19 protein-coding genes and 1 pseudogene are annotated in these 17,914 nt (G+C 59.8%); 14 read left to right on the top strand and 6 right to left on the bottom strand.

The features are described 5' to 3' along the window. The first annotated feature begins 8 nt into the window (after window positions 1-8). Both K3819_RS22490 and K3819_RS22485 read left to right on the top strand, forming a co-directional pair. Window positions 9-674, top strand: a complete 666-nt coding sequence (locus K3819_RS22490; RefSeq protein ID WP_221397980.1) for a bifunctional 4-hydroxy-2-oxoglutarate aldolase/2-dehydro-3-deoxy-phosphogluconate aldolase — start codon at window positions 9-11, stop codon at window positions 672-674. 183 nt (window positions 675-857) lie between these two features. Beyond that, entirely contained in the window at window positions 858-1,574 is a 717-nt protein-coding gene (locus tag K3819_RS22485; RefSeq protein ID WP_221397979.1) for an intradiol ring-cleavage dioxygenase, read from the top strand. On the opposite strand, the gene K3819_RS22480 is transcribed toward K3819_RS22485, so the two are convergent. After that, a complete protein-coding gene (locus K3819_RS22480; RefSeq protein WP_085610781.1) occupies window positions 1,571-2,752 on the bottom strand; it encodes an aminotransferase class V-fold PLP-dependent enzyme in 1,182 nt (393 codons plus the stop codon). The genes K3819_RS22485 and K3819_RS22480 overlap by 4 nt on opposite strands. 30 nt (window positions 2,753-2,782) lie before the next feature. Next, window positions 2,783-3,019: a DUF3820 family protein gene (locus K3819_RS22475; protein WP_003213031.1), complete on the bottom strand. Its 237-nt coding sequence runs from the start codon at window positions 3,017-3,019 to the stop codon at window positions 2,783-2,785. Between the two features lie 204 nt (window positions 3,020-3,223). Here K3819_RS22475 and K3819_RS22470 point away from each other — a divergent pair, with 204 nt between their 5' ends. After that, entirely contained in the window at window positions 3,224-3,691 is a 468-nt protein-coding gene (locus tag K3819_RS22470) for a PA2169 family four-helix-bundle protein (protein ID WP_064598919.1), read from the top strand. A 70-nt stretch (window positions 3,692-3,761) separates the two neighbouring features. Here K3819_RS22470 and K3819_RS22465 read toward each other — a convergent pair whose 3' ends face one another. Together K3819_RS22465 and K3819_RS22460 are read right to left on the bottom strand one after the other, a co-directional pair. Continuing rightward, window positions 3,762-4,232, bottom strand: coding sequence for a MaoC family dehydratase (locus K3819_RS22465; RefSeq protein WP_003227420.1), 471 nt, complete (start codon window positions 4,230-4,232; stop codon window positions 3,762-3,764). A gap of 42 nt (window positions 4,233-4,274) precedes the next feature. After that, window positions 4,275-5,219, bottom strand: a complete 945-nt coding sequence (locus tag K3819_RS22460; RefSeq protein ID WP_221397978.1) for an alpha/beta hydrolase — start codon at window positions 5,217-5,219, stop codon at window positions 4,275-4,277. Between the two features lie 248 nt (window positions 5,220-5,467). Between K3819_RS22460 and fadD2 the strand changes: the two genes are divergently transcribed. Both fadD2 and fadD1 read left to right on the top strand, forming a co-directional pair. Then, window positions 5,468-7,156, top strand: coding sequence for a long-chain-fatty-acid--CoA ligase FadD2 (gene fadD2 / locus K3819_RS22455; RefSeq protein ID WP_221397977.1), 1,689 nt, complete (start codon window positions 5,468-5,470; stop codon window positions 7,154-7,156). A gap of 346 nt (window positions 7,157-7,502) precedes the next feature. Continuing rightward, the gene (fadD1, locus tag K3819_RS22450; RefSeq protein ID WP_074688296.1) at window positions 7,503-9,200 is read left to right on the top strand and encodes a long-chain-fatty-acid--CoA ligase FadD1; all 1,698 of its coding nucleotides are present in this window, start codon (window positions 7,503-7,505) and stop codon (window positions 9,198-9,200) included. Window positions 9,201-9,364: 164 nt separating this feature from the next. On the opposite strand, the gene K3819_RS22445 is transcribed toward fadD1, so the two are convergent. After that, window positions 9,365-9,742, bottom strand: a complete 378-nt coding sequence (locus tag K3819_RS22445; protein ID WP_007951149.1) for a hypothetical protein — start codon at window positions 9,740-9,742, stop codon at window positions 9,365-9,367. 197 nt (window positions 9,743-9,939) lie between these two features. Between K3819_RS22445 and K3819_RS22440 the strand changes: the two genes are divergently transcribed. The 3 genes from K3819_RS22440 to def all read left to right on the top strand — a co-directional run bounded on the left by K3819_RS22440 (window position 9,940) and on the right by def (window position 11,801). Continuing rightward, window positions 9,940-10,131 (top strand): CsbD family protein, encoded by a 192-nt coding sequence (locus tag K3819_RS22440; RefSeq protein ID WP_064598911.1) that lies wholly within the window; start codon window positions 9,940-9,942, stop codon window positions 10,129-10,131. Window positions 10,132-10,308: 177 nt separating this feature from the next. Continuing rightward, a complete protein-coding gene (locus tag K3819_RS22435) occupies window positions 10,309-11,259 on the top strand; it encodes a YihY/virulence factor BrkB family protein (protein WP_039766115.1) in 951 nt (316 codons plus the stop codon). Window positions 11,260-11,261: 2 nt separating this feature from the next. Next, window positions 11,262-11,801 (top strand): peptide deformylase, encoded by a 540-nt coding sequence (def, locus tag K3819_RS22430; RefSeq protein WP_221397976.1) that lies wholly within the window; start codon window positions 11,262-11,264, stop codon window positions 11,799-11,801. On the opposite strand, the gene K3819_RS22425 is transcribed toward def, so the two are convergent. Continuing rightward, the gene (locus tag K3819_RS22425; protein WP_064598907.1) at window positions 11,802-12,221 is read right to left on the bottom strand and encodes a GNAT family N-acetyltransferase; all 420 of its coding nucleotides are present in this window, start codon (window positions 12,219-12,221) and stop codon (window positions 11,802-11,804) included. Between the two features lie 337 nt (window positions 12,222-12,558). Between K3819_RS22425 and K3819_RS22420 the strand changes: the two genes are divergently transcribed. From K3819_RS22420 to K3819_RS29770, 6 genes and pseudogenes are all read left to right on the top strand, one after another. Next, on the top strand, window positions 12,559-13,500 hold the full coding sequence (locus K3819_RS22420; RefSeq protein WP_221397975.1) for a fatty acid desaturase: 942 nt from the start codon (window positions 12,559-12,561) through the stop codon (window positions 13,498-13,500). 7 nt (window positions 13,501-13,507) lie between these two features. Continuing rightward, entirely contained in the window at window positions 13,508-14,299 is a 792-nt protein-coding gene (locus tag K3819_RS22415) for a phosphate/phosphite/phosphonate ABC transporter substrate-binding protein (protein WP_221397974.1), read from the top strand. A gap of 127 nt (window positions 14,300-14,426) precedes the next feature. After that, a complete protein-coding gene (locus tag K3819_RS22410; RefSeq protein WP_085647325.1) occupies window positions 14,427-14,972 on the top strand; it encodes a sigma-70 family RNA polymerase sigma factor in 546 nt (181 codons plus the stop codon). After that, window positions 14,969-15,982, top strand: coding sequence for an ABC transporter substrate-binding protein (locus K3819_RS22405; RefSeq protein WP_064598898.1), 1,014 nt, complete (start codon window positions 14,969-14,971; stop codon window positions 15,980-15,982). Before K3819_RS22410 ends, K3819_RS22405 begins: the two co-directional genes overlap by 4 nt. A gap of 590 nt (window positions 15,983-16,572) precedes the next feature. After that, window positions 16,573-17,295: pseudogene (locus K3819_RS29775) on the top strand (PAS domain-containing protein); the annotation flags it as partial. A gap of 57 nt (window positions 17,296-17,352) precedes the next feature. Next, the gene (locus tag K3819_RS29770) at window positions 17,353-17,892 is read left to right on the top strand and encodes a methyl-accepting chemotaxis protein (RefSeq protein ID WP_371320920.1); all 540 of its coding nucleotides are present in this window, start codon (window positions 17,353-17,355) and stop codon (window positions 17,890-17,892) included. The last annotated feature ends 22 nt before the right edge of the window (window positions 17,893-17,914 follow it).

Genomic DNA, 17,914 nt, shown 5'->3' with positions numbered 1-17,914 from the left:
CAGCCGCTATGACAATTCCATCCCCGACCGTTTCCATGGCGGACAAAGTTGCCCTGATCGACAGCCTCTGCGCCAAGGCGCGGATCCTGCCGGTGATCACCATCGCCCGTGAACAGGACGTGCTGCCGTTGGCCGACGCTCTGGCTGCCGGCGGTCTGACCGCGCTGGAAGTGACTCTGCGTTCGCAGTTCGGCCTCAAGGCGATCCAGATCCTGCGCGAACAGCGCCCGGAACTGGTGACCGGTGCCGGCACCGTGCTCGACCGCAATATGCTGGCCGCCGCCGAAGCCGCCGGTTCGCAATTCATCGTCACCCCGGGCATCACCCGTGACCTGCTGGAAGCCAGTGTCGAAAGCTCGATCCCGCTGCTGCCGGGCATCAGCAATGCCTCCGGCATCATGGAAGGTTATGGCCTGGGTTATCGCCGCTTCAAGCTGTTCCCGGCTGAAGTCAGCGGTGGCGTAGCGGCAATCAAGGCCCTCGGCGGCCCGTTTGGCGAAGTGAAATTCTGCCCGACCGGCGGCGTCGGCCCGGCCAACATCAAGAGCTACATGGCGCTGAAAAACGTCATGTGCGTGGGCGGTAGCTGGATGCTCGATCCGGAGTGGATCAAGAACGGCGACTGGGCCCGCATTCAGGAATGCACTGCCGAGGCGTTGGCGCTGCTGGACTGATACTTTTCAATTAGTTGCAACCCTACACTTCGTTGTGTGTTCTACGGCTTTAACGGTGCGCTTGGTCGGTGCGCCGTTTTTTTTGCCCGAAAAAACCTTCGTTATCTCGAGATACATAGTTACCGCACCCGGCCTCGCGTGTGGCGCTAACCTGCGTTCATCTTATGGAAGAGAGAATGCGTCATGGATAACCAGTCTTCAGCTCCATCGGTTTATCAACTGGCCCCCGAGCAAGTCGCGGGGCCTTATTTTCGCAATCCCAAACTGCTGCGCCGCAACATCAGCGAAGGCGCCGAGGGCCTGCCGTTGCTGCTGCGCCTGACCATCGTCGATGCCATGACCGCCGAGCCGGTCAGTGGTGCGCTGGTGGATATCTGGCACTGCAACGCACGTGGCGCGTATTCCGGCTGGAGTCGGGTGAATCCGGATCTGGAAGTCGACGTCGAGGACATCGGCTCGATCCCGCGAACCGACGATGACACCTACCTGCGCGGTGGTCAGTTCAGCGACCACAAGGGCAGGGTGCGCTTCACCACGATCTATCCGGGTTTCTACGCCGGGCGAGCCCTGCACATTCACGTGGCGGTGCGCATCGTTGCCGGCAATGAATATCTGGAGGAGCGCAATGTAGCCTGGGTCGGCCAACTGTATTTCCCGGAGGTGGTCTCCCGCGGCGTGCTCAACAACAAGGCCTATCGCGGGCGAGGCTCGGCGCCGGTGTGTAACGCTGACGATGCCTACTACACCACTATGGGCGGAGAAGCATCGACCCTGACCGTCTGGCCGATCGGCCGCGACTCGCACGAGGACGGCTACTTTGGCCACCTCACGATCGGCATCGACACCTTTGCGGTGTCGTCGCAGATCAAGCCCGAGGACTTCGACAAGTACACGGTTTAACGCAGTTCGTTCAGCGCCTGAACCAGCAGCTGGATTTCCGTCGCCGTGGTGGTCAGCGACGGCGTGATACGGATGCATGGCCCACAGGCCGCGCCGTTGCGCACCACGGTGAACAGGTTGTAGTCGTTGAGCAGGCGTTCGACCATCGCCTGCTGGTCGGCATGACGGGTAAAGCGTAGCGAGGTGATGCCGCAATACAGACGCGGATCGTCCGGGGTCGTGACTTCGATGCCCGGCAGATTGCGCACGGCGCTCACCCACAGGTTGCGCAAGTAATTCATCCGCGCGCCTTTGGCGGCCGCGCCACCCAGTGCGCGGTGTTCCTCGAACACCAGTGGCAAGGTCATCAACGCCGGAATGTTCGGCGTGCTGTAAGGCGTGCGCGAACGGATGTCGTCAGCCGAAAAATGCATCTCGCCCATGTCCGGGTCGATGTCGGCCAGGCGCTGCGGTGCAATGTAGATAAAGCCGAGGGTCAGCGGCGAGCCGATCCACTTGTGCAGGTTGTACCCGGCGAAGGCGATGCCCAACGCTTCGAGGTCGAACTCGATCTGCCCGAGAGCATGGGCGCCATCAAGGATGATATCGACGCCATGCTCCTTGGCCAGCGAGGCAATGGCCTGCACCGGCATCACCAGCCCGGTGCGGTGGGTGACGTGAGTCAAAGCCATCAATTTGAGCTTCGGATAGCGGGTAAAGGCTTCGCGGTAAGTTGCCAGTAGGCTGTCGAAGCTGGCCGGGTGGGCGTGCTCGATCTCGATCACCTCGACCCCGCGATGCTGCGCCAGCCAGCGCATGGCGCCCTTGACCGTGTCGTACTCCAGATCGCAGATCAGCACCTGGTCGCCTGGCTGCAGGCGGTTGTAGTTGCGGATCAGCGATTGCAGGCCGGCAGTGGCGTTGTGGGTGAACGCCACGCTTTGCGCGCGGACGCCGATCAGCTCGGCCAGTTGCGCGCGGATGTCGAGGAGGTCGTGCTGTTCGAAACGTTGGCGCACGTAGATCGAGTTGCTGTTGTTGATCAGCTCGACGTTGCGCTGATACTCCTCGATCACGGTGCGTGACATCCGTCCGAAGTAGCCGTTCTCCAGGTTCACGGGGCCGGGGTGGCGATCGTAACGGTCGGCGAAGGTTTGCCAGAAGGCTTCATCTCGGGCGCGGCGGGTGTTATCGGGCATGGTCGACTCGACTCGGATCAGGATGACGCCTCAGTGGCGCGGGGCAGGCTTGCCATGTTTGGCGCGCAGCGGTTCGAGCAGTTCCGACAGGCCGTTGTGATCGATTTCCTGCATCAATGCCAGCAGCCCGCCCAGTTCTCCATGGGGAAAACCTTCCCGGGCGAACCAGTTCAGGTACGGGCCCGGCAGGTCGGCAATGATCCGGCCCTTGTACTTGCCGAAGGGCATTTCGCGGGTGATCAACAGTTCGAGCTTTTCGGGGTTCATCGTTGGAATCGTCTGGGTTGGAAAACACGTTGGAAAATACAGGCATTCTGCATGCAGGCCAAATGACAGATCATGCAAATAACAGGCATACAGATTTTCGTTTTATTTTTAAGTCATTGAAAATTAACGATTAATTTCTTTTCGAAAAGCTGGCACGACCACTGCAACACTCCTTGCATCTTTCACCACGCAAGGAATTGAAAAATGACTGACATGAATAAAGAAGCCATCTCCGTCCTCAACGACCTGATCGAAACCAGCAAGGACGGTCAGGAAGGCTTCAAGACCTGCGCTGAAGACATCAAGCACCCAGAACTGAAAGCCCTGTTCACCCAGCGCTCTGCCGATTGCGCCACGGCGGCGGCCGAGTTGCAGGCGGCCGTGCGTTCGATGGGCGGCGATCCGGAAACCTCGACCAGCGTCAGCGGTGATCTGCACCGTCGCTGGGTCGACGTCAAAGCGATGTTCACCGGCAAGGACGAAGAGGCTGTGCTCAACGAAGCCGAGCGCGGTGAAGACCACGCCCTGAAGGCTTATCGTGAAGCGATCGAGAAGATCAACAAGCACAACCTGGTCGGCATTCGTGACCTGGTGGAGCGCCAGTACCACGGCGTGCAACGCAATCACGATCAGGTGAAGGCGCTGCGTAACCAGGCTCGCGCACGCTCGTAAGCGTTCGAAGCTCACAAAAAACGCCAGCTGGTCTGGCGTTTTTTTGTGTCCGGATTTAACCGGGGGACCATCAGCCGATGCTGATGGCCGGCAAGGTCGGCAAGGTAACGGTTTGCTGTTTACGCGGGGCCAGGATCTCGGCTTCGCCATCCACCACCAGCTCATCGCGCTGGTTGAATACGCGCGTGGCAATACGCACGCGGAATTTCGGCAGTTTCTCCAGAATCTCCAGACGTACTGTCAGGGTGTCGCCGATCTTCACCGGCTTCTGGAAGCTCATCTGCTGGCCAATATAAATGGTGCCCGGTCCAGGCAGCTCGCAAGCCACGGCCGCACTGATCAGCGCACCGCTGAACATGCCGTGGGCGATGCGTTCCTTGAACATGCTGGCGGCGGCGAACTCGGCGTCCAGGTGCACAGGGTTGTGGTCACCGGACATCGCGGCGAACAGCTGAATGTCGCGTTCCTCGACAGTCTTGCTGTAGCTCGCGGTCTGGCCCACTTCGAGGGCTTCGTAAGGGATGTTGGTAACCTGGGTCATGGGTCTGAATTCCTGTGACGGATGAAATGAATCCACAAAAAATTATTCGCTGCGGTGCGGCCGGCGATGGCTCAGGGCCTGGTCGATCCAAGCCAGCACATCGGCGGTCACTTCGTCGCGGTTGCTCTCGTTGAACAATTCGTGCCGCGCCTGCGGGTAGATCGTGAGTTGCAGGTTCTGGCTGCCGGCCGCGCGCAAGGCATTGGCCAGATCAGTCAGACGCTTGCCTTCGCTCACCGGATCACATTCGCCGCCGATCACCAGCAGCGGCAGGCCCGGATCAATCTGGGCGAGATTGGACGCTTTGCTGATTTGCTGCAACCCGCCGAGCAAGTCGATCCACATCTGATTGGTGCAGCGAAAGCCGCACAGCGGGTCGGTGGCGTACTTGTCGACCTCGGCCGGGTCGCGACTCAGCCAGTCAAATGCGGTGCGCGCCGGTTTGAATTTATTGTTGAACGAGCCGAACGACAGCCATTCGATCAGCGCGCTGCGACCCTTGGCGCCCTGGCGCAGCTTTTCAAACCGGGCGATCTGCCGGGCCGCGCGGTACAGCGCAACCGGCTGGAAATTCGAGCCGCTGAGAATCGCGCCATGCAGGCTGGCGCTGTGATGCAGTAAATAAGCCTGGGCAATGTAACTGCCCATGCTGTGCCCGAGCAGCACGATCGGAATCCCTGGATGACGCTGGCCGAGGAACTGGTTGAGGCTCGCGATATCTCCAACCACCTTGCACCAGCCGTCGTCATCGGCGAAATGCCCGAGCGTCCCATGATCGGCGGTTTTGCCATGGCCACGCTGGTCAAGAGCGTACACACCGTAGCCTTCGGCGCAGAACGCCTCTGCCAGCCGAGCGTAGCGGGCGCTGTGTTCGGCCATGCCGTGGGCCAGCAGAATCACCGCTTTCAGCGGCGCGTTCGGCAGCCACAGGTTGACGAAGAGACGGCTGCGGTCACTCGCGTCCAGCCAGAAGGTGTCGTGGATCATGGCGATTCCTTTTGCGGCCTGTTTTTGCTCAAGCGTCTTGCAGAGCTTGCATTGTATAGCGCGTCCGATCAGCTCACGCCACGGCAGGAAGATTCACACGATCAATGACGACCTTGCCCATATTTGCCTGATTGACCATAGCTGCTAGTGTCCGTGAAGCCCCGCTTTTTGCTCTCGGCTTTTTCAGGGACCGAAAGAAATGACAGCGAAGCGGCCCCGGATCGGCTCAGGTAAAGAGGACAAGAACAATGCAACCTGATTTCTGGAATGACAAACGCCCGGCGGGCGTACCCCTGGACATCGACGCGGGTGAGTTCAAGTCGGTGATCGAGGTGTTCGAGCGTTCCTGCAAGAAATTCGCTGATCGCCCGGCGTTCAGCAACATGGGCGTGACCCTGACCTACGCCGAGCTTGAGCGCCAGAGCGCCGCGTTCGCCGGTTATTTGCAAGCCCACACCGATCTGGCGCCGGGGGATCGCATCGCGGTGCAGATGCCCAACGTCCTGCATTATCCGATTGCCGTGTTCGGCGCGTTGCGCGCCGGGCTGATCGTGGTCAACACCAACCCGCTGTACACCGCGCGGGAGATGCGTCACCAGTTCAAGGACTCCGGCGCCCGGGCGCTGGTGTACCTGAACATGTTCGGCCAGAAGGTCCAGGAAGTGCTGCCGGACACCGACATCCAGTATCTGATCGAAGCGAAGATGGGCGACCTGATGCCCACCGCCAAGGGCTGGCTGGTCAACACTGTGGTCAGCAAAGTGAAGAAGATGGTGCCGGCGTATTCGCTGCCCCAGGCGATTTCCTTCAAGAGCGCGTTGCGCATGGGGCGGGGCCTGGGCATCAAGCCGTTGAAGGTCGGCCTGGATGACATCGCCGTCCTGCAATACACCGGCGGCACCACCGGCCTGGCCAAGGGCGCGATGCTCACCCACGGCAATCTGGTGGCGAACATGCAGCAGGTGCGCGCCTGCCTTGGTCAGTTCGGCAGCGACGGCCAGCCGCTGTTGCGCGAAGGGCAGGAGGTGATGATTGCGCCGCTGCCGCTGTACCACATCTATGCCTTCACCGCGAATTGCATGTGCATGATGGTGTCGGGCAACCACAACGTTCTGATTACCAACCCGCGGGACATCGGCGGCTTCATCAAGGAGCTGAAGAACTGGAAATTCTCGGCGCTGCTGGGGCTCAACACGCTGTTTGTCGCGCTGATGGACCACCCGGACTTCAAGACCCTGGATTTCTCCACCCTCAAGCTCACCAACTCCGGCGGCACCGCGCTGGTCAAGGCCACCGCCGAGCGTTGGGAGCAGATCACCGGTTGCCGGATTACCGAAGGTTACGGCCTGACCGAAACCTCGCCGGTGGCCTGCACCAACCCGTACGGCGAGCTGTCGCGGATCGGCACGGTCGGTCTGCCGGTGCCGGGCACTTTGTTGAAAGTCATCAACGACGACGGCGTCGAGCAGCCGCTGGGCGAGCGCGGCGAGTTGTGCATCAAGGGCCCGCAGATCATGAAGGGCTACTGGAACAAACCCGAGGCCACCGCCGAAGTGCTGGATGCCGAGGGCTGGTTCAAGTCCGGCGACATTGCAGTCATCGACCCGGACGGTTTCGTGCGCATCGTCGACCGCAAGAAAGACATGATCATCGTCTCCGGTTTCAACGTGTATCCGAACGAAATCGAAGACGTGGTGATGGCCCACCCGAAAGTTGCCAACTGCGCAGTGATCGGCGTGCCGGACGAGCGTTCCGGCGAGGCGGTGAAGCTGTTTGTGGTGGCGCGGGAAACTGGAGTCAGCCTGGAAGAGCTGAAGGCCTACTGCAAAGAAAATTTCACCGCTTACAAGGTGCCAAAACACATCGTGCTGCGTGAGTCGTTGCCGATGACGCCTGTCGGGAAAATTCTGCGCAGAGAGTTACGCGATATCGCATAAAAGAATTGCGCTTCACTCTATCGCGAGCGGGCTCGCTCCCACAGGATCATCAGTGAACCTGTGGAAGCGAGCCCGCTCGCGATTTTTTTGTTTCAAGCCCCCGAAAACCGGGACTTTCAAGGTGTTATAGGATTTTTGCTCTAAAATGACTGCCAGTAGTTCTTGAGTCATGAAAATGACTGTAGGGGCCGCTTTTGGCTCTAGTCGACCCTTGGCAAAGCTGCTACTCTCGGCGCGCTTTGTGACTTCTCGGCCTTGTAAAAAGCCAGACTCACCAATAAACAAACACCAATAATAATCGCATCAAATGCGGTGCTGAATTCGCGTTGCTGAGGAGTGGGCTTCCATGATCGAAGACTTTTGGAAGGATAAGTACCCCGCTGGAATTGCTGCCGACATCAATCCAGACGAGTACCCGAATATTCAGGCAGTGTTGAAGCAATCCTGCCAACGCTTCGCCGACAAACCGGCGTTCAGCAACCTGGGCAAGACCATCACCTACGGTGAACTGTACGAATTGTCCGGTGCGTTTGCCGCTTATCTGCAACAGCATACCGATTTGCAGCCCGGTGATCGAATCGCCGTGCAACTGCCCAACGTGCTGCAGTACCCGGTCGCCGTCTTCGGTGCCATCCGTGCCGGGCTGATCGTGGTCAACACCAACCCGCTGTACACCGCGCGGGAAATGGAACACCAATTCAACGACTCCGGTGCCAAGGCGCTGGTGTGCCTGGCGAACATGGCGCACCTGGCCGAAGCCGTGGTGCCGAAAACCGGCGTCAAACACGTCATCGTCACCGAAGTCGCCGACCTGCTGCCGCCGATCAAGCGCCTGCTGATCAACAGCGTCATCAAGTACGTGAAGAAAATGGTTCCAGCCTATCACCTGCCAAAAGCCGTCAAGTTCAACGACGTGCTGAGCAAGGGCCAGGGCCAGCCGGTGGCAGAAGCCAACCCGGACAGCGGCGACGTCGCGGTGCTGCAATACACCGGCGGCACCACCGGCGTGGCCAAGGGCGCGATGCTCACCCATCGCAACCTCGTCGCCAACATGCTGCAGTGCAAGGCGCTGATGGGCTCCAACCTTAATGAAGGTTGCGAGATCCTGATCACGCCACTGCCGCTGTACCACATCTATGCGTTCACCTTTCATTGCATGGCGATGATGCTGATCGGCAACCACAACATCCTGATCAGCAACCCGCGCGACCTGCCGGCGATGGTCAAGGAACTCTCGAAGTGGAAGTTCAGCGGCTTCGTCGGCCTCAACACGCTGTTCGTGGCCCTGTGCAACAACGAAGGTTTCCGCAAGCTGGATTTCTCGGCGCTGAAAGTCACCCTGTCCGGCGGCATGGCCCTGCAACTGGCCGCAGCCGAGCGCTGGAAAGCGGTCACCGGTTGCCCGATCTGCGAAGGTTACGGCATGACCGAAACCAGCCCGGTGGCCACGGTCAACCCGATCCAGAACATCCAGATCGGCACCATCGGCATTCCGGTGCCGTCGACCCTGTGCAAAGTCATTGACGACGCCGGTGTCGAGCAGCCGCTGGGCGAAATCGGCGAGCTGTGCGTCAAGGGCCCGCAAGTGATGAAAGGCTACTGGCAGCGTCAGGAAGCCACCGATGAAATGCTCGACAGCGAAGGCTGGCTGAAGACCGGTGACATCGCGCTGATCCAGCCGGACGGCTACATGCGCATCGTCGATCGCAAGAAAGACATGATTCTGGTGTCCGGTTTCAACGTGTATCCGAACGAACTGGAAGACGTGCTGGCGGCCCTGCCGGGCGTGTTGCAGTGCGCAGCCATCGGCGTTCCGGACGAAAAATCCGGCGAGGCGATCAAGATCTTCATCGTCGCCAAACCGGGTGTCACCCTGACCAAGGAACAGGTGATGGAGCACATGCGCGCCAACGTCACCGGCTACAAGGTGCCGCGTTCCGTGGAGTTCCGCGATGCGTTGCCGACCACCAACGTCGGCAAGATCCTGCGTCGCGAACTGCGTGACGAAGAGCTGAAGAAGATCAAGGCGAAGAACGCCGCGTAAAACAGGAAGCCCGCAGATGCGGGGCTTTTTGTTAGTGCAGGTTGTAGATTTGTAGTGACTGTGAGGTCGCTTTCGCGAGCAAGCCCGCTCCCACATTCAACCGCGTTCCTCCAATTGGAATACAGGCGAATGTGGGAGCGGGCTTGCTCGCGAAGCTTTTTCTGCTACTGGCGGAACGGCGCGAAGTTCACGTTGGTGCCCGCCGGGCGCATGTCCTGCAGGTACGAGTCCTTGTCGGCGCTCAGTTCCAGGCTCAGGGCCGCCTTGCGTTTGCCTTCGTTGCGGATCACCAGGCCTTCGAGTTTCTCGCGCAGGAACACGGTCGGCACTTTCAGGTGCAGCAGTTCGTCGGTGGCCGGGGTGTGCATCAACAGGTGGATCCACTCGTACTGACCGATCGCCAGGCGCGACACCGGCAGGTCGAACCACCAGATGTTGCGGTTACGGTTCAGTTCGGCGAAGTGGCAGTTGTTGGTGCCGAGCACGGCACCGCCCAATTCCTGGTTGCGACGGGCGATGGCCTGCTTTTTATCGAGTTTCATAACATTCCTGCGGGGTCGGTTCTGTGGCGCCTGGCGCCCTTTTGATGGGCATTCTCGGGGGTACGCTCGTAAACATAAAGCCCAACCTGCACACCGCGACGAAATGAAGCCCTGAAAATAAATGAAACTTGGCGCAAACCGGGTCAGTCAATCATTACGTACTGACTTTCCCCGTTAATGTTCCAAGGAGAATCACCATGGGTAGCACGAGCGATAAAGTGAAAGGCATGGCCAACGAAGCGGTCGGCAACGTCAAGCAAGGTGTCGGTAAAGCCACCGATAACACCAAACTGCAGGCCGAAGGCAAAGTGCAAGAGAAGAAAGGCGAGGCCCAGCAAGCGGTGGGCAAAGCCAAGGACGCGGTCAAGAAAGGCGTCGACAAGGCCTGATCAGGCCTTGAACGAAACAGCGAAGCGGCCATCCAAGGATGGCCGTTTTCGTATCCCGCTCACATGCGGTCAAGGAACACAGTGTTTCAAAGTCGCCAAGTAAGCTACTTTGATGAGAGAAAAACGGCCCCTGAGTCGCCACGACTTCAACCTGTTTTGCGGCGAAAGGAGACGCGAATGATTTTCCCCGACATGAAAGGTCTGCCCCTGCACCGGGTGATGGTGCGCACGGTCACCGAATTCGTCGACGACGAGATGTCGACCTATGCCTCGGCACTGGCCTACCAGATGCTGTTCTCGCTGTTCCCGTTCATTCTGTTTCTGATTGCCCTGATCGGTTTCCTGCACCTGCCGGACTTCTTCTCCTGGCTGCGCCTGCAATCGGAGCTGGTGTTGCCGCCCCAGGCGCTGGAGCAGGTCAACCCGGTGATCGATCAACTGCAGCAATCCAAGGGCGGCCTGCTTTCGGTGGGTATCGTCATCGCCCTGTACACCGCGTCTGCCGGCGTGCGCCTGATGATGAGCGCGATGAACGCCGCCTACGACGTGGTCGAGGGGCGGCCCCTGTGGAAGCGCTTTCCGCTGTCGATCATCTACACCGTCGGCATTGCCGGCATGTTGCTGGTGGCCGCAGCGCTGATGGTGCTCGGCCCGCAGGTGATGGGCTGGATCGCCGCGCAGGTCGGGCTCGAAGAAGTCATCGTCACCCTGTGGACCATCGCCCGCTGGCCGGTGATCGTGATCCTGATGATGGTGGCCGTGGCGCTGATCTACTACGTGATGCCCGACGTCAAACAGGAATTCCGCTTCATCACGCCGGGCTCGGTGCTGGCGGTGGTGGTGTGGATCATCGCGTCCCTGGGCTTCGCGTTCTACGTCAAGACGTTCGCCAACTACAACGCCATGTATGGCAGCATCGGTGCAATCATCGTGCTGTTGCTGTATTTCTACATTTCCGCCGCCGTGTTGTTGCTCGGTGCGGAGATGAATGCGGTGATCGAACACATGTCCAGCGAGGGCAAGGATTCGGGCGAGAAAGTCCCCGGCGAACTCGATGAACATCCCAAACAACACGTTTCCGGCCTCGGGCGCGATCACTCGCTCAAGCCGAACACTGACGAAGCCTGATCATGATCCGTGAAATCCTGAAGATGGGCGATGACCGCCTGTTGCGCATCGCCCCGCCAGTGCCCGCCGAAATGCTCGACAGTCCCGAGCTGTGGCAATTGATCGACGACATGTTCCAGACCATGGAAAGCGTCGGCGGCGTCGGTCTCGCCGCGCCGCAGATCGGTGTCGATCTGCAACTGGTGATCTTCGGTTTCGAGCACAGCGAGCGTTATCCGGACGCCGAAGCAGTGCCGCAGACGATCCTGATCAACCCGCTGATCACGCCGCTCAGTCCGCTGATGGAAGAGGGCTTCGAAGGCTGCCTGTCGGTGCCGGGCCTGCGGGGCGCGGTGGATCGATACCAGCGGATCCTTTACGAAGGCGTCGACCCCAAGGGTGGGCCGATCTCGCGGGAGGCCTCAGGGTTCCATGCGCGGGTGGTACAGCATGAATGCGATCACCTGATCGGGCGGCTGTACCCGTCGCGCATTACCGATTTCAGCAAGTTCGGTTTTACCGAAGTGATGTTTCCGGATCTCGATCCCAACGCTGACGACTGACTAGCCCGCGCGCGGTGCCAGTTCCATGGCAATCATCGGCTTGCTCCGCGCATACCGGCTCAAGCGTTCGGCCATGGCCTGGGGCAGGGCGGGGTCGAAGGTGAAGCCGCGCCGCTCGTAGAATCCGCGCAAGTCCGGGTGGCAGAACAACCACACCGGCCCCTCGACGTCCTTCACCGCTTCGGCAATCAGCTGTGCGGCAATGCCTTGCTCACGGCAGGCCGGATCGACGAACAACCCGGTCAACCAATGTCCGCCGAACACCGGCCGCAGGCACAGCGCCGCCACGATTTCCTCCCGCCGCGCCACCCACAATTGCGCCTCGCGCACGGCTTTCATCGACGATTGATGCTGGCGGTAGAACTTGTTCATCAACGGCCAGGAGAGGTCGTCGAGCTGGCTGTAACGGATGTCGGTCATGAATCGGACTGCCGGTGCAAAAGCTGCGGATTATAAAACAACGTGCCCGCCGGGATAGGTGTATACCTGATCTCACATCCCCTCTGAGTGGAGTACGCATCATGTCCAAAGGTATGGATTCGAAGAAAGCCGCGAAGAAGAAACCGGCCAAGACCGCCATCGAAAAACGCCACGAGAAGAGGGCGAAAAAAGTCGACATCTTTGGCCATTGATCACGCCGTTCGGGAGCCCGGATCCGGGCTCCTGTCTTGCCCTTGAAAACAGCCCGCAAAAATAATCTGCAAGATTTCCCGTTGGTGTTGCACAGAACGATCAGACCCTCGTTCCGAGCCACGCCATGCCCCACTATTTCGACGATGCCCATCGCCTACAGATCGAAACCCTGTGCCAGCGCTTCACCGCCCGCACCGAGTGGCCGACCTGGCTGCTGCTGATTGGCGTATATGGTGGCTGGTTCGCGATTGTGCTGGGCAGCGAATGGCTCGGCGTCTGGTGGAGCACGCTGCTGCTGATTCCGTTACTGGTGCTGTGGCTGTCGGTGCAGCACGAATTGCTCCACGGTCATCCGACGCGCTGGACCTTCGTCAACAAAATCCTCGGCTATGCGCCATTCGCGGTGTGGTATCCCTACACGCTCTATCGCGACAGCCATTTGCAGCACCATCGCGATGAAGACCTGACGATTCCCGGCGTCGATCCCGAAAGCCGTTACTTGAGTGCCGAGCGCTGGCAGGGCCGTTCGTTGTTCGAACGCAGCCTGCACTGGCTGAACAAAACCGTATTGGGCCGATTCATTCTTGGCGCGCCGCTGGCGTTGCTGGCGCTGGCCGGTGAAGAACTGCAACGTCTGAAAAGCGGCGAGCGCCAGGCCTGGCTGATGTGGTTGACCCACGGCGCCCTGACCGTGCTGATGCTTTTTTTCATCGCCCGCTACAGCGTATTGCCGGTGTGGCATTACCTGTTTTTGATCAGCGTGCCGGCGCTGTCGATCGCGATGGTTCGCTCCTACTATGAACACCGACCGCACACGCAACCGGAGCAGCGCACGGTGCTCAACGAAGCCGGATGGCCGTGGCGCTGGCTGTTCCTGAACCTGAATTTCCATCTGGTGCACCACGACTTGCCGAAGCTTTCGTGGTACGACTTGCCCGAGGCCTACCGCATGCGCCGGGAACAGTGGGTGGCGCGCAGCGGCGGGTTTCTGGTGCAAGGTTATGGGCAACTGTGGCGCCGGCACGGCATCAAGCCGATCGACAGCCCGCAGCATCCGTTTATTTGAGGCGACCATGACGTCAGGTTACGCAGAACTGTTGATGTACATCGCACCCGAGCCGATTCGCGCGGCGAACGAGCAGTGGCTGGCGCGGATTCTCGAACACCTCGGCCGTTCGCGGCTCGATGCCGACGGCTTGTCGTTGCTTGAACTTTGGCGCTCGCCTGATTTGTTGCTGACCCAGACCTGCGGCTACCCGCTGATGACCGCGCTGCGTGGGCAGGTCAGGATTGTCGGTCGTCCGCGTTACGAATTGCCCGACGCCAGCGCCGGCAACCATTGCAGCCTGATCCTCGCCCGGGCCGAGGATCCGCGCCGCAATCTGGCGGAGTTCTTCGACAGTCGCGGGGTGATCAACAGCGAGGACTCCAACAGCGGCATGAACCTGTTGCGTCAGCGTTTGGCGCCGCTGCTTCGGGACGGTCAGTTTTTCGCCTCTGTGGGCATCAGTGGCGGGCATCGCGAAAGCCTGCGCTGGTTGCGCGAAGACCGCGCCGATCTGGCGGCCATCGACAGCGTGACCTTTGCGTATCTGGCGCAATACGCCGCCGCAGAGGTCAGCGGCTTGCGGGTGGTGGCACGCAGTGCGTTCAGCCCGACCTTGCCCTTCATCACCGCTGCCAGCACGACGGACGAACAGATTGAACACCTGCGCCGGGCGATGAATCGCAGCCTTCAAGACCTGCCCGATGTGGCCCGCATCCTCGGTTTGCCCGAAGTCCTGCCCGCCAGTGAAAGTGATTACCTCGTCCTGCTGGATTATCAGCGCGAGGCCGAAGAACTGGGTTATGGCCGCTTGCGCTAGCAGTCTCTTGTAATTCACTAATGGAATATAAAAATTCTTTTTAAGTATTTTTAACGCATAAGGCGCCTTGCTAGGATCGCGCCACCGGACGACCGGACATTCAGCGACCCTTGACCAAGGAGCCCCCATGTCCGGCGCCGACTCATCCCATCGCAATCATGTGCACACGTTGTTTGGCGACCATTACCAGTGGTTGTGCACACGTCTGCGTCGGCAATCGAATGATGCGGCCACCGCCGAAGACATCGCCGCCGAAACCTTCGCGCAACTGCTCGAATCGCCGGGCCTGACCGCCATCCGTGAACCCCGCGCCTTGCTCACCACCATCGCCCAACGCCTGCTGTACGAGCGCTGGCGGCGGCGTGATCTGGAGCGTCGGCATTTGCATCAGCTTCATCAGGGTGACTTCGATCACCCGCCGTCTCCCGAAGAACTCGCCGACCTGTCGCAGAGCCTCAAGCACCTGGACCGGACGCTCCAGCGCCTGCCGGGCAAGGTGCGTTCGACCTTCCTGCTGGCGCGAATCGACGGCCTGACCTACCCGCAAATCGCCGCCGAACTGGGTATCTCCCAACGTTCGGTGAGCCTGTACATGACCCGCTCCCAGGCCTTGTGCAACCGCCACAGCGCCAACCAAACCCTGATTTCCTCCCAGAACAAGAGGTCCGCATGAGATCGCTCAAAACCCTGCTCGGCAGTTCGCTGCTGGCCCTGACCCTGACCGCCGGCCACGCCGTGGCAGCGGAAAAAACCGCGCCGATCCACTTCGGTGACATCACCTGGGAAAGCGGCAGTTTCATCACCGAAGTGCTGCGCCTGATCGTCGAGAAAGGCTACGGCTACCCGACCGACACCCTGCCGGGCAGCACCGTCAGCCTGGAGGCGGCGCTGGCGAAAAACGACATTCAGGTGATCGGCGAAGAGTGGGCAGGGCGTAGTCCCGCGTGGGTCAAGGCTGCCGCCGAGGGCAAGGTGTTTGGCCTCGGCGACACGGTGAAGGGCGCCACCGAAGGCTGGTGGGTGCCGGAATACGTGATCAAGGGCGACCCGGAGCGCGGGATCAAACCGCTGGCGCCGGAACTGAAATCCGTGGCCGATCTGCCGCGCTACAAGGATGTGTTCAAGGACCCGGAAGACCCGAGCCGCGGGCGCTTCCTCAACAGCCCGACCGGCTGGACTTCTGAAATCGTCAACAGCCAGAAACTCAAGGCGTATGCGTTGAACGACAGTTACGTCAACTTCCGCACCGGCTCCGGCGCGGCGCTGGATGCCGAGGTGGCGTCGTCGATCAAGCGGGGCAAACCGGTGCTGTTCTACTACTGGTCGCCGACGCCGCTGCTCGGTCGCTTCAAACTGGTGAAGCTGGAAGAGCCACCGTTCGACGCCGAAGCCTGGAAAACCCTGGCCGATGCCAACAACCCCAATCCGAGAGGCACCCGTTCGATGCCGGCGAGCCTGGCGATTGGCGTGTCGGCGCCGTTCAAGGCGCAGTATCCGGAGCTGGTGACGTTCTTTGAAAAGGTCGACTTGCCGATCGATCTGCTGAACCAGACTCTGGCCGGGATGAGCGAAAAGCGCCAGCAGCCACGGCAGGTGGCCGAGGCGTTCCTGCGCGATCAACCGCAAGTGTGGAAGCCTTGGGTGCCGGGTGATGTGGCGAACAAGGTGAGTGGGAGTCTGTAGTTCTTTTCCGATATTTCTGTAGTGCTGCACCGACGCCATCGCGGGCAAGCCCGCTCCCACAGGGTTGTGCGCAATGTTAAAGCCAGCGTGGTACCTGTGGGAGCGCGGCTTGCCCGCGATGGCGTCCGACCGGCAAAAACGTTTTTGCGCTGAACCGTTTCTCGTCCGCTTCCTGTCCGAACTCCCGCATTACTGGCCGACTAGTGGCCTTGCGCAAGGCCTTGCGCTGTCTATGCTCATTCATAACTAACTATGTCGACCGCCATTCAAAGCGCTCCGGCGGCAATCGGTTAGCCGTGAACAAAGCTGCCAGAGTGCGCAATCCAAGGCACCGACACTTGACCGACAAGGAGCTGTTTTTTAAATGGAAGTTCTTCTGCATGTTAGGAATGGCCCGCCTGCGGGCTATCAAGAAAAGGATGTCTTGATTAGAGCGTCGCTGCATGGACTCTTTGATTAGTCATCGTTTATCACCTGACAACTTCCTCCCGTGGAGGAAGGCGTGTGCCTGTTCTGTGGAACGTAGTGGTGGATTCTGAAAGACCTGAACTTTCATCAAATCAAAAGAACGCGCGGAAGGTGATAGAGACATGTTCAACCTACATCACAAGGCTGATCTGCAGGAAATCGAACGTTTCAGCTGTGCCCTGACCGAAGCCAACGCCAAGCTGGCGGCGATCAGCCGTTCGATGGCAATGATCGAATTCACCCCCGAGGGCATCGTTCTGGATGCCAATGACAACTTCTGCAAGACCATGGGCTACAGCGCCGATGAAGTGCGTGGCAAACACCACCGGATCTTTTGTGAAGAGGAGTTTTACCGCAGCGAGGAATACGCCAAATTGTGGCGTGACCTGGCCCGGGGCGAACCCATCAGCGGCACTTTCCTGCGTTTGAACAAAAGCGGTCGGGAGATCTGGCTCGAAGCCAGTTACATGCCGGTGTATGGCCCGGACAAACAGGTCCGAAGTGTGATCAAAGTGGCGGCGGACATCACCGCGCGAGTGAACAAGGAGAAGGAAGAGGAGAGCATGCTGGCCGCCATCGGTCGCTCTATGGCGGTGATCGAGTTCACCCCGGAAGGCAATGTGATCACGGCCAACGACAACTTTCTCAAAACCATGCAGTACTCGCTCAACGAAATCGTCGGCCATCACCACAGTCTGTTCTGTCACCGGGTCGAAGCCGAATCCGCGCAATACAAGGCGTTCTGGGCTTCGCTCAATCGCGGCGAATATCACTCGCACCGCTTCGAGCGCAAGAACAAGTCCGGGCAGACCGTTTACCTCGAAGCTTCTTACAACCCGCTGTTCGACGCCAAGGGCCGGTTGTACAAAGTGGTGAAGTTCGCCAGCGACATCACCCACCAGATGACTACCTTACAGACTGCTGCGGAATCGGCTCACAGCACCTCGGTACAAAATGACGCCTGTGCGCAAAAAGGCTCACAGGTCGTGCAGCAAACGGTGCAGATCATTCAGGACATTTCCCGCGACCTCAACGAAGCGGCGCTGAGCATCGATGCGGTCAGCAAACAGTCGGACATCATCGGCACCATCGTTCAGACCATTCGCGGCATTGCCGATCAGACCAACCTGCTGGCGCTCAACGCCGCCATTGAAGCGGCGCGGGCGGGTGAGCACGGGCGGGGTTTTGCCGTGGTGGCGGACGAGGTGCGCAGCCTCGCGGCGCGGACCAGTCAGGCAACCCTGGAGATCGTTGATGTGGTGCGCAAGAACCACGAGTTGTCATTGAGCGCAGTGTCGAGCATGCAGTCGAGCCTGAGCCGCACCGGGCTCGGGGTGGAACTGGCGAACGAGGCGGGGGATGCGATTCGGGAGATTCAGCAGGGCTCGCGGCATGTGGTGGATGCGATCAGCCAGTTCAACGAGACGTTGCAGCTAAATTAATTAAGTCTGCGAGTGATGGTAA

This window comes from Pseudomonas sp. 3-2 (assembly GCF_019710535.1).
Classification (GTDB): domain Bacteria; phylum Pseudomonadota; class Gammaproteobacteria; order Pseudomonadales; family Pseudomonadaceae; genus Aquipseudomonas; species Aquipseudomonas pharyngis.
Note: the sequence above shows the minus strand (reverse complement) of the source record. Positions and strands in the feature narration are given on the sequence as shown.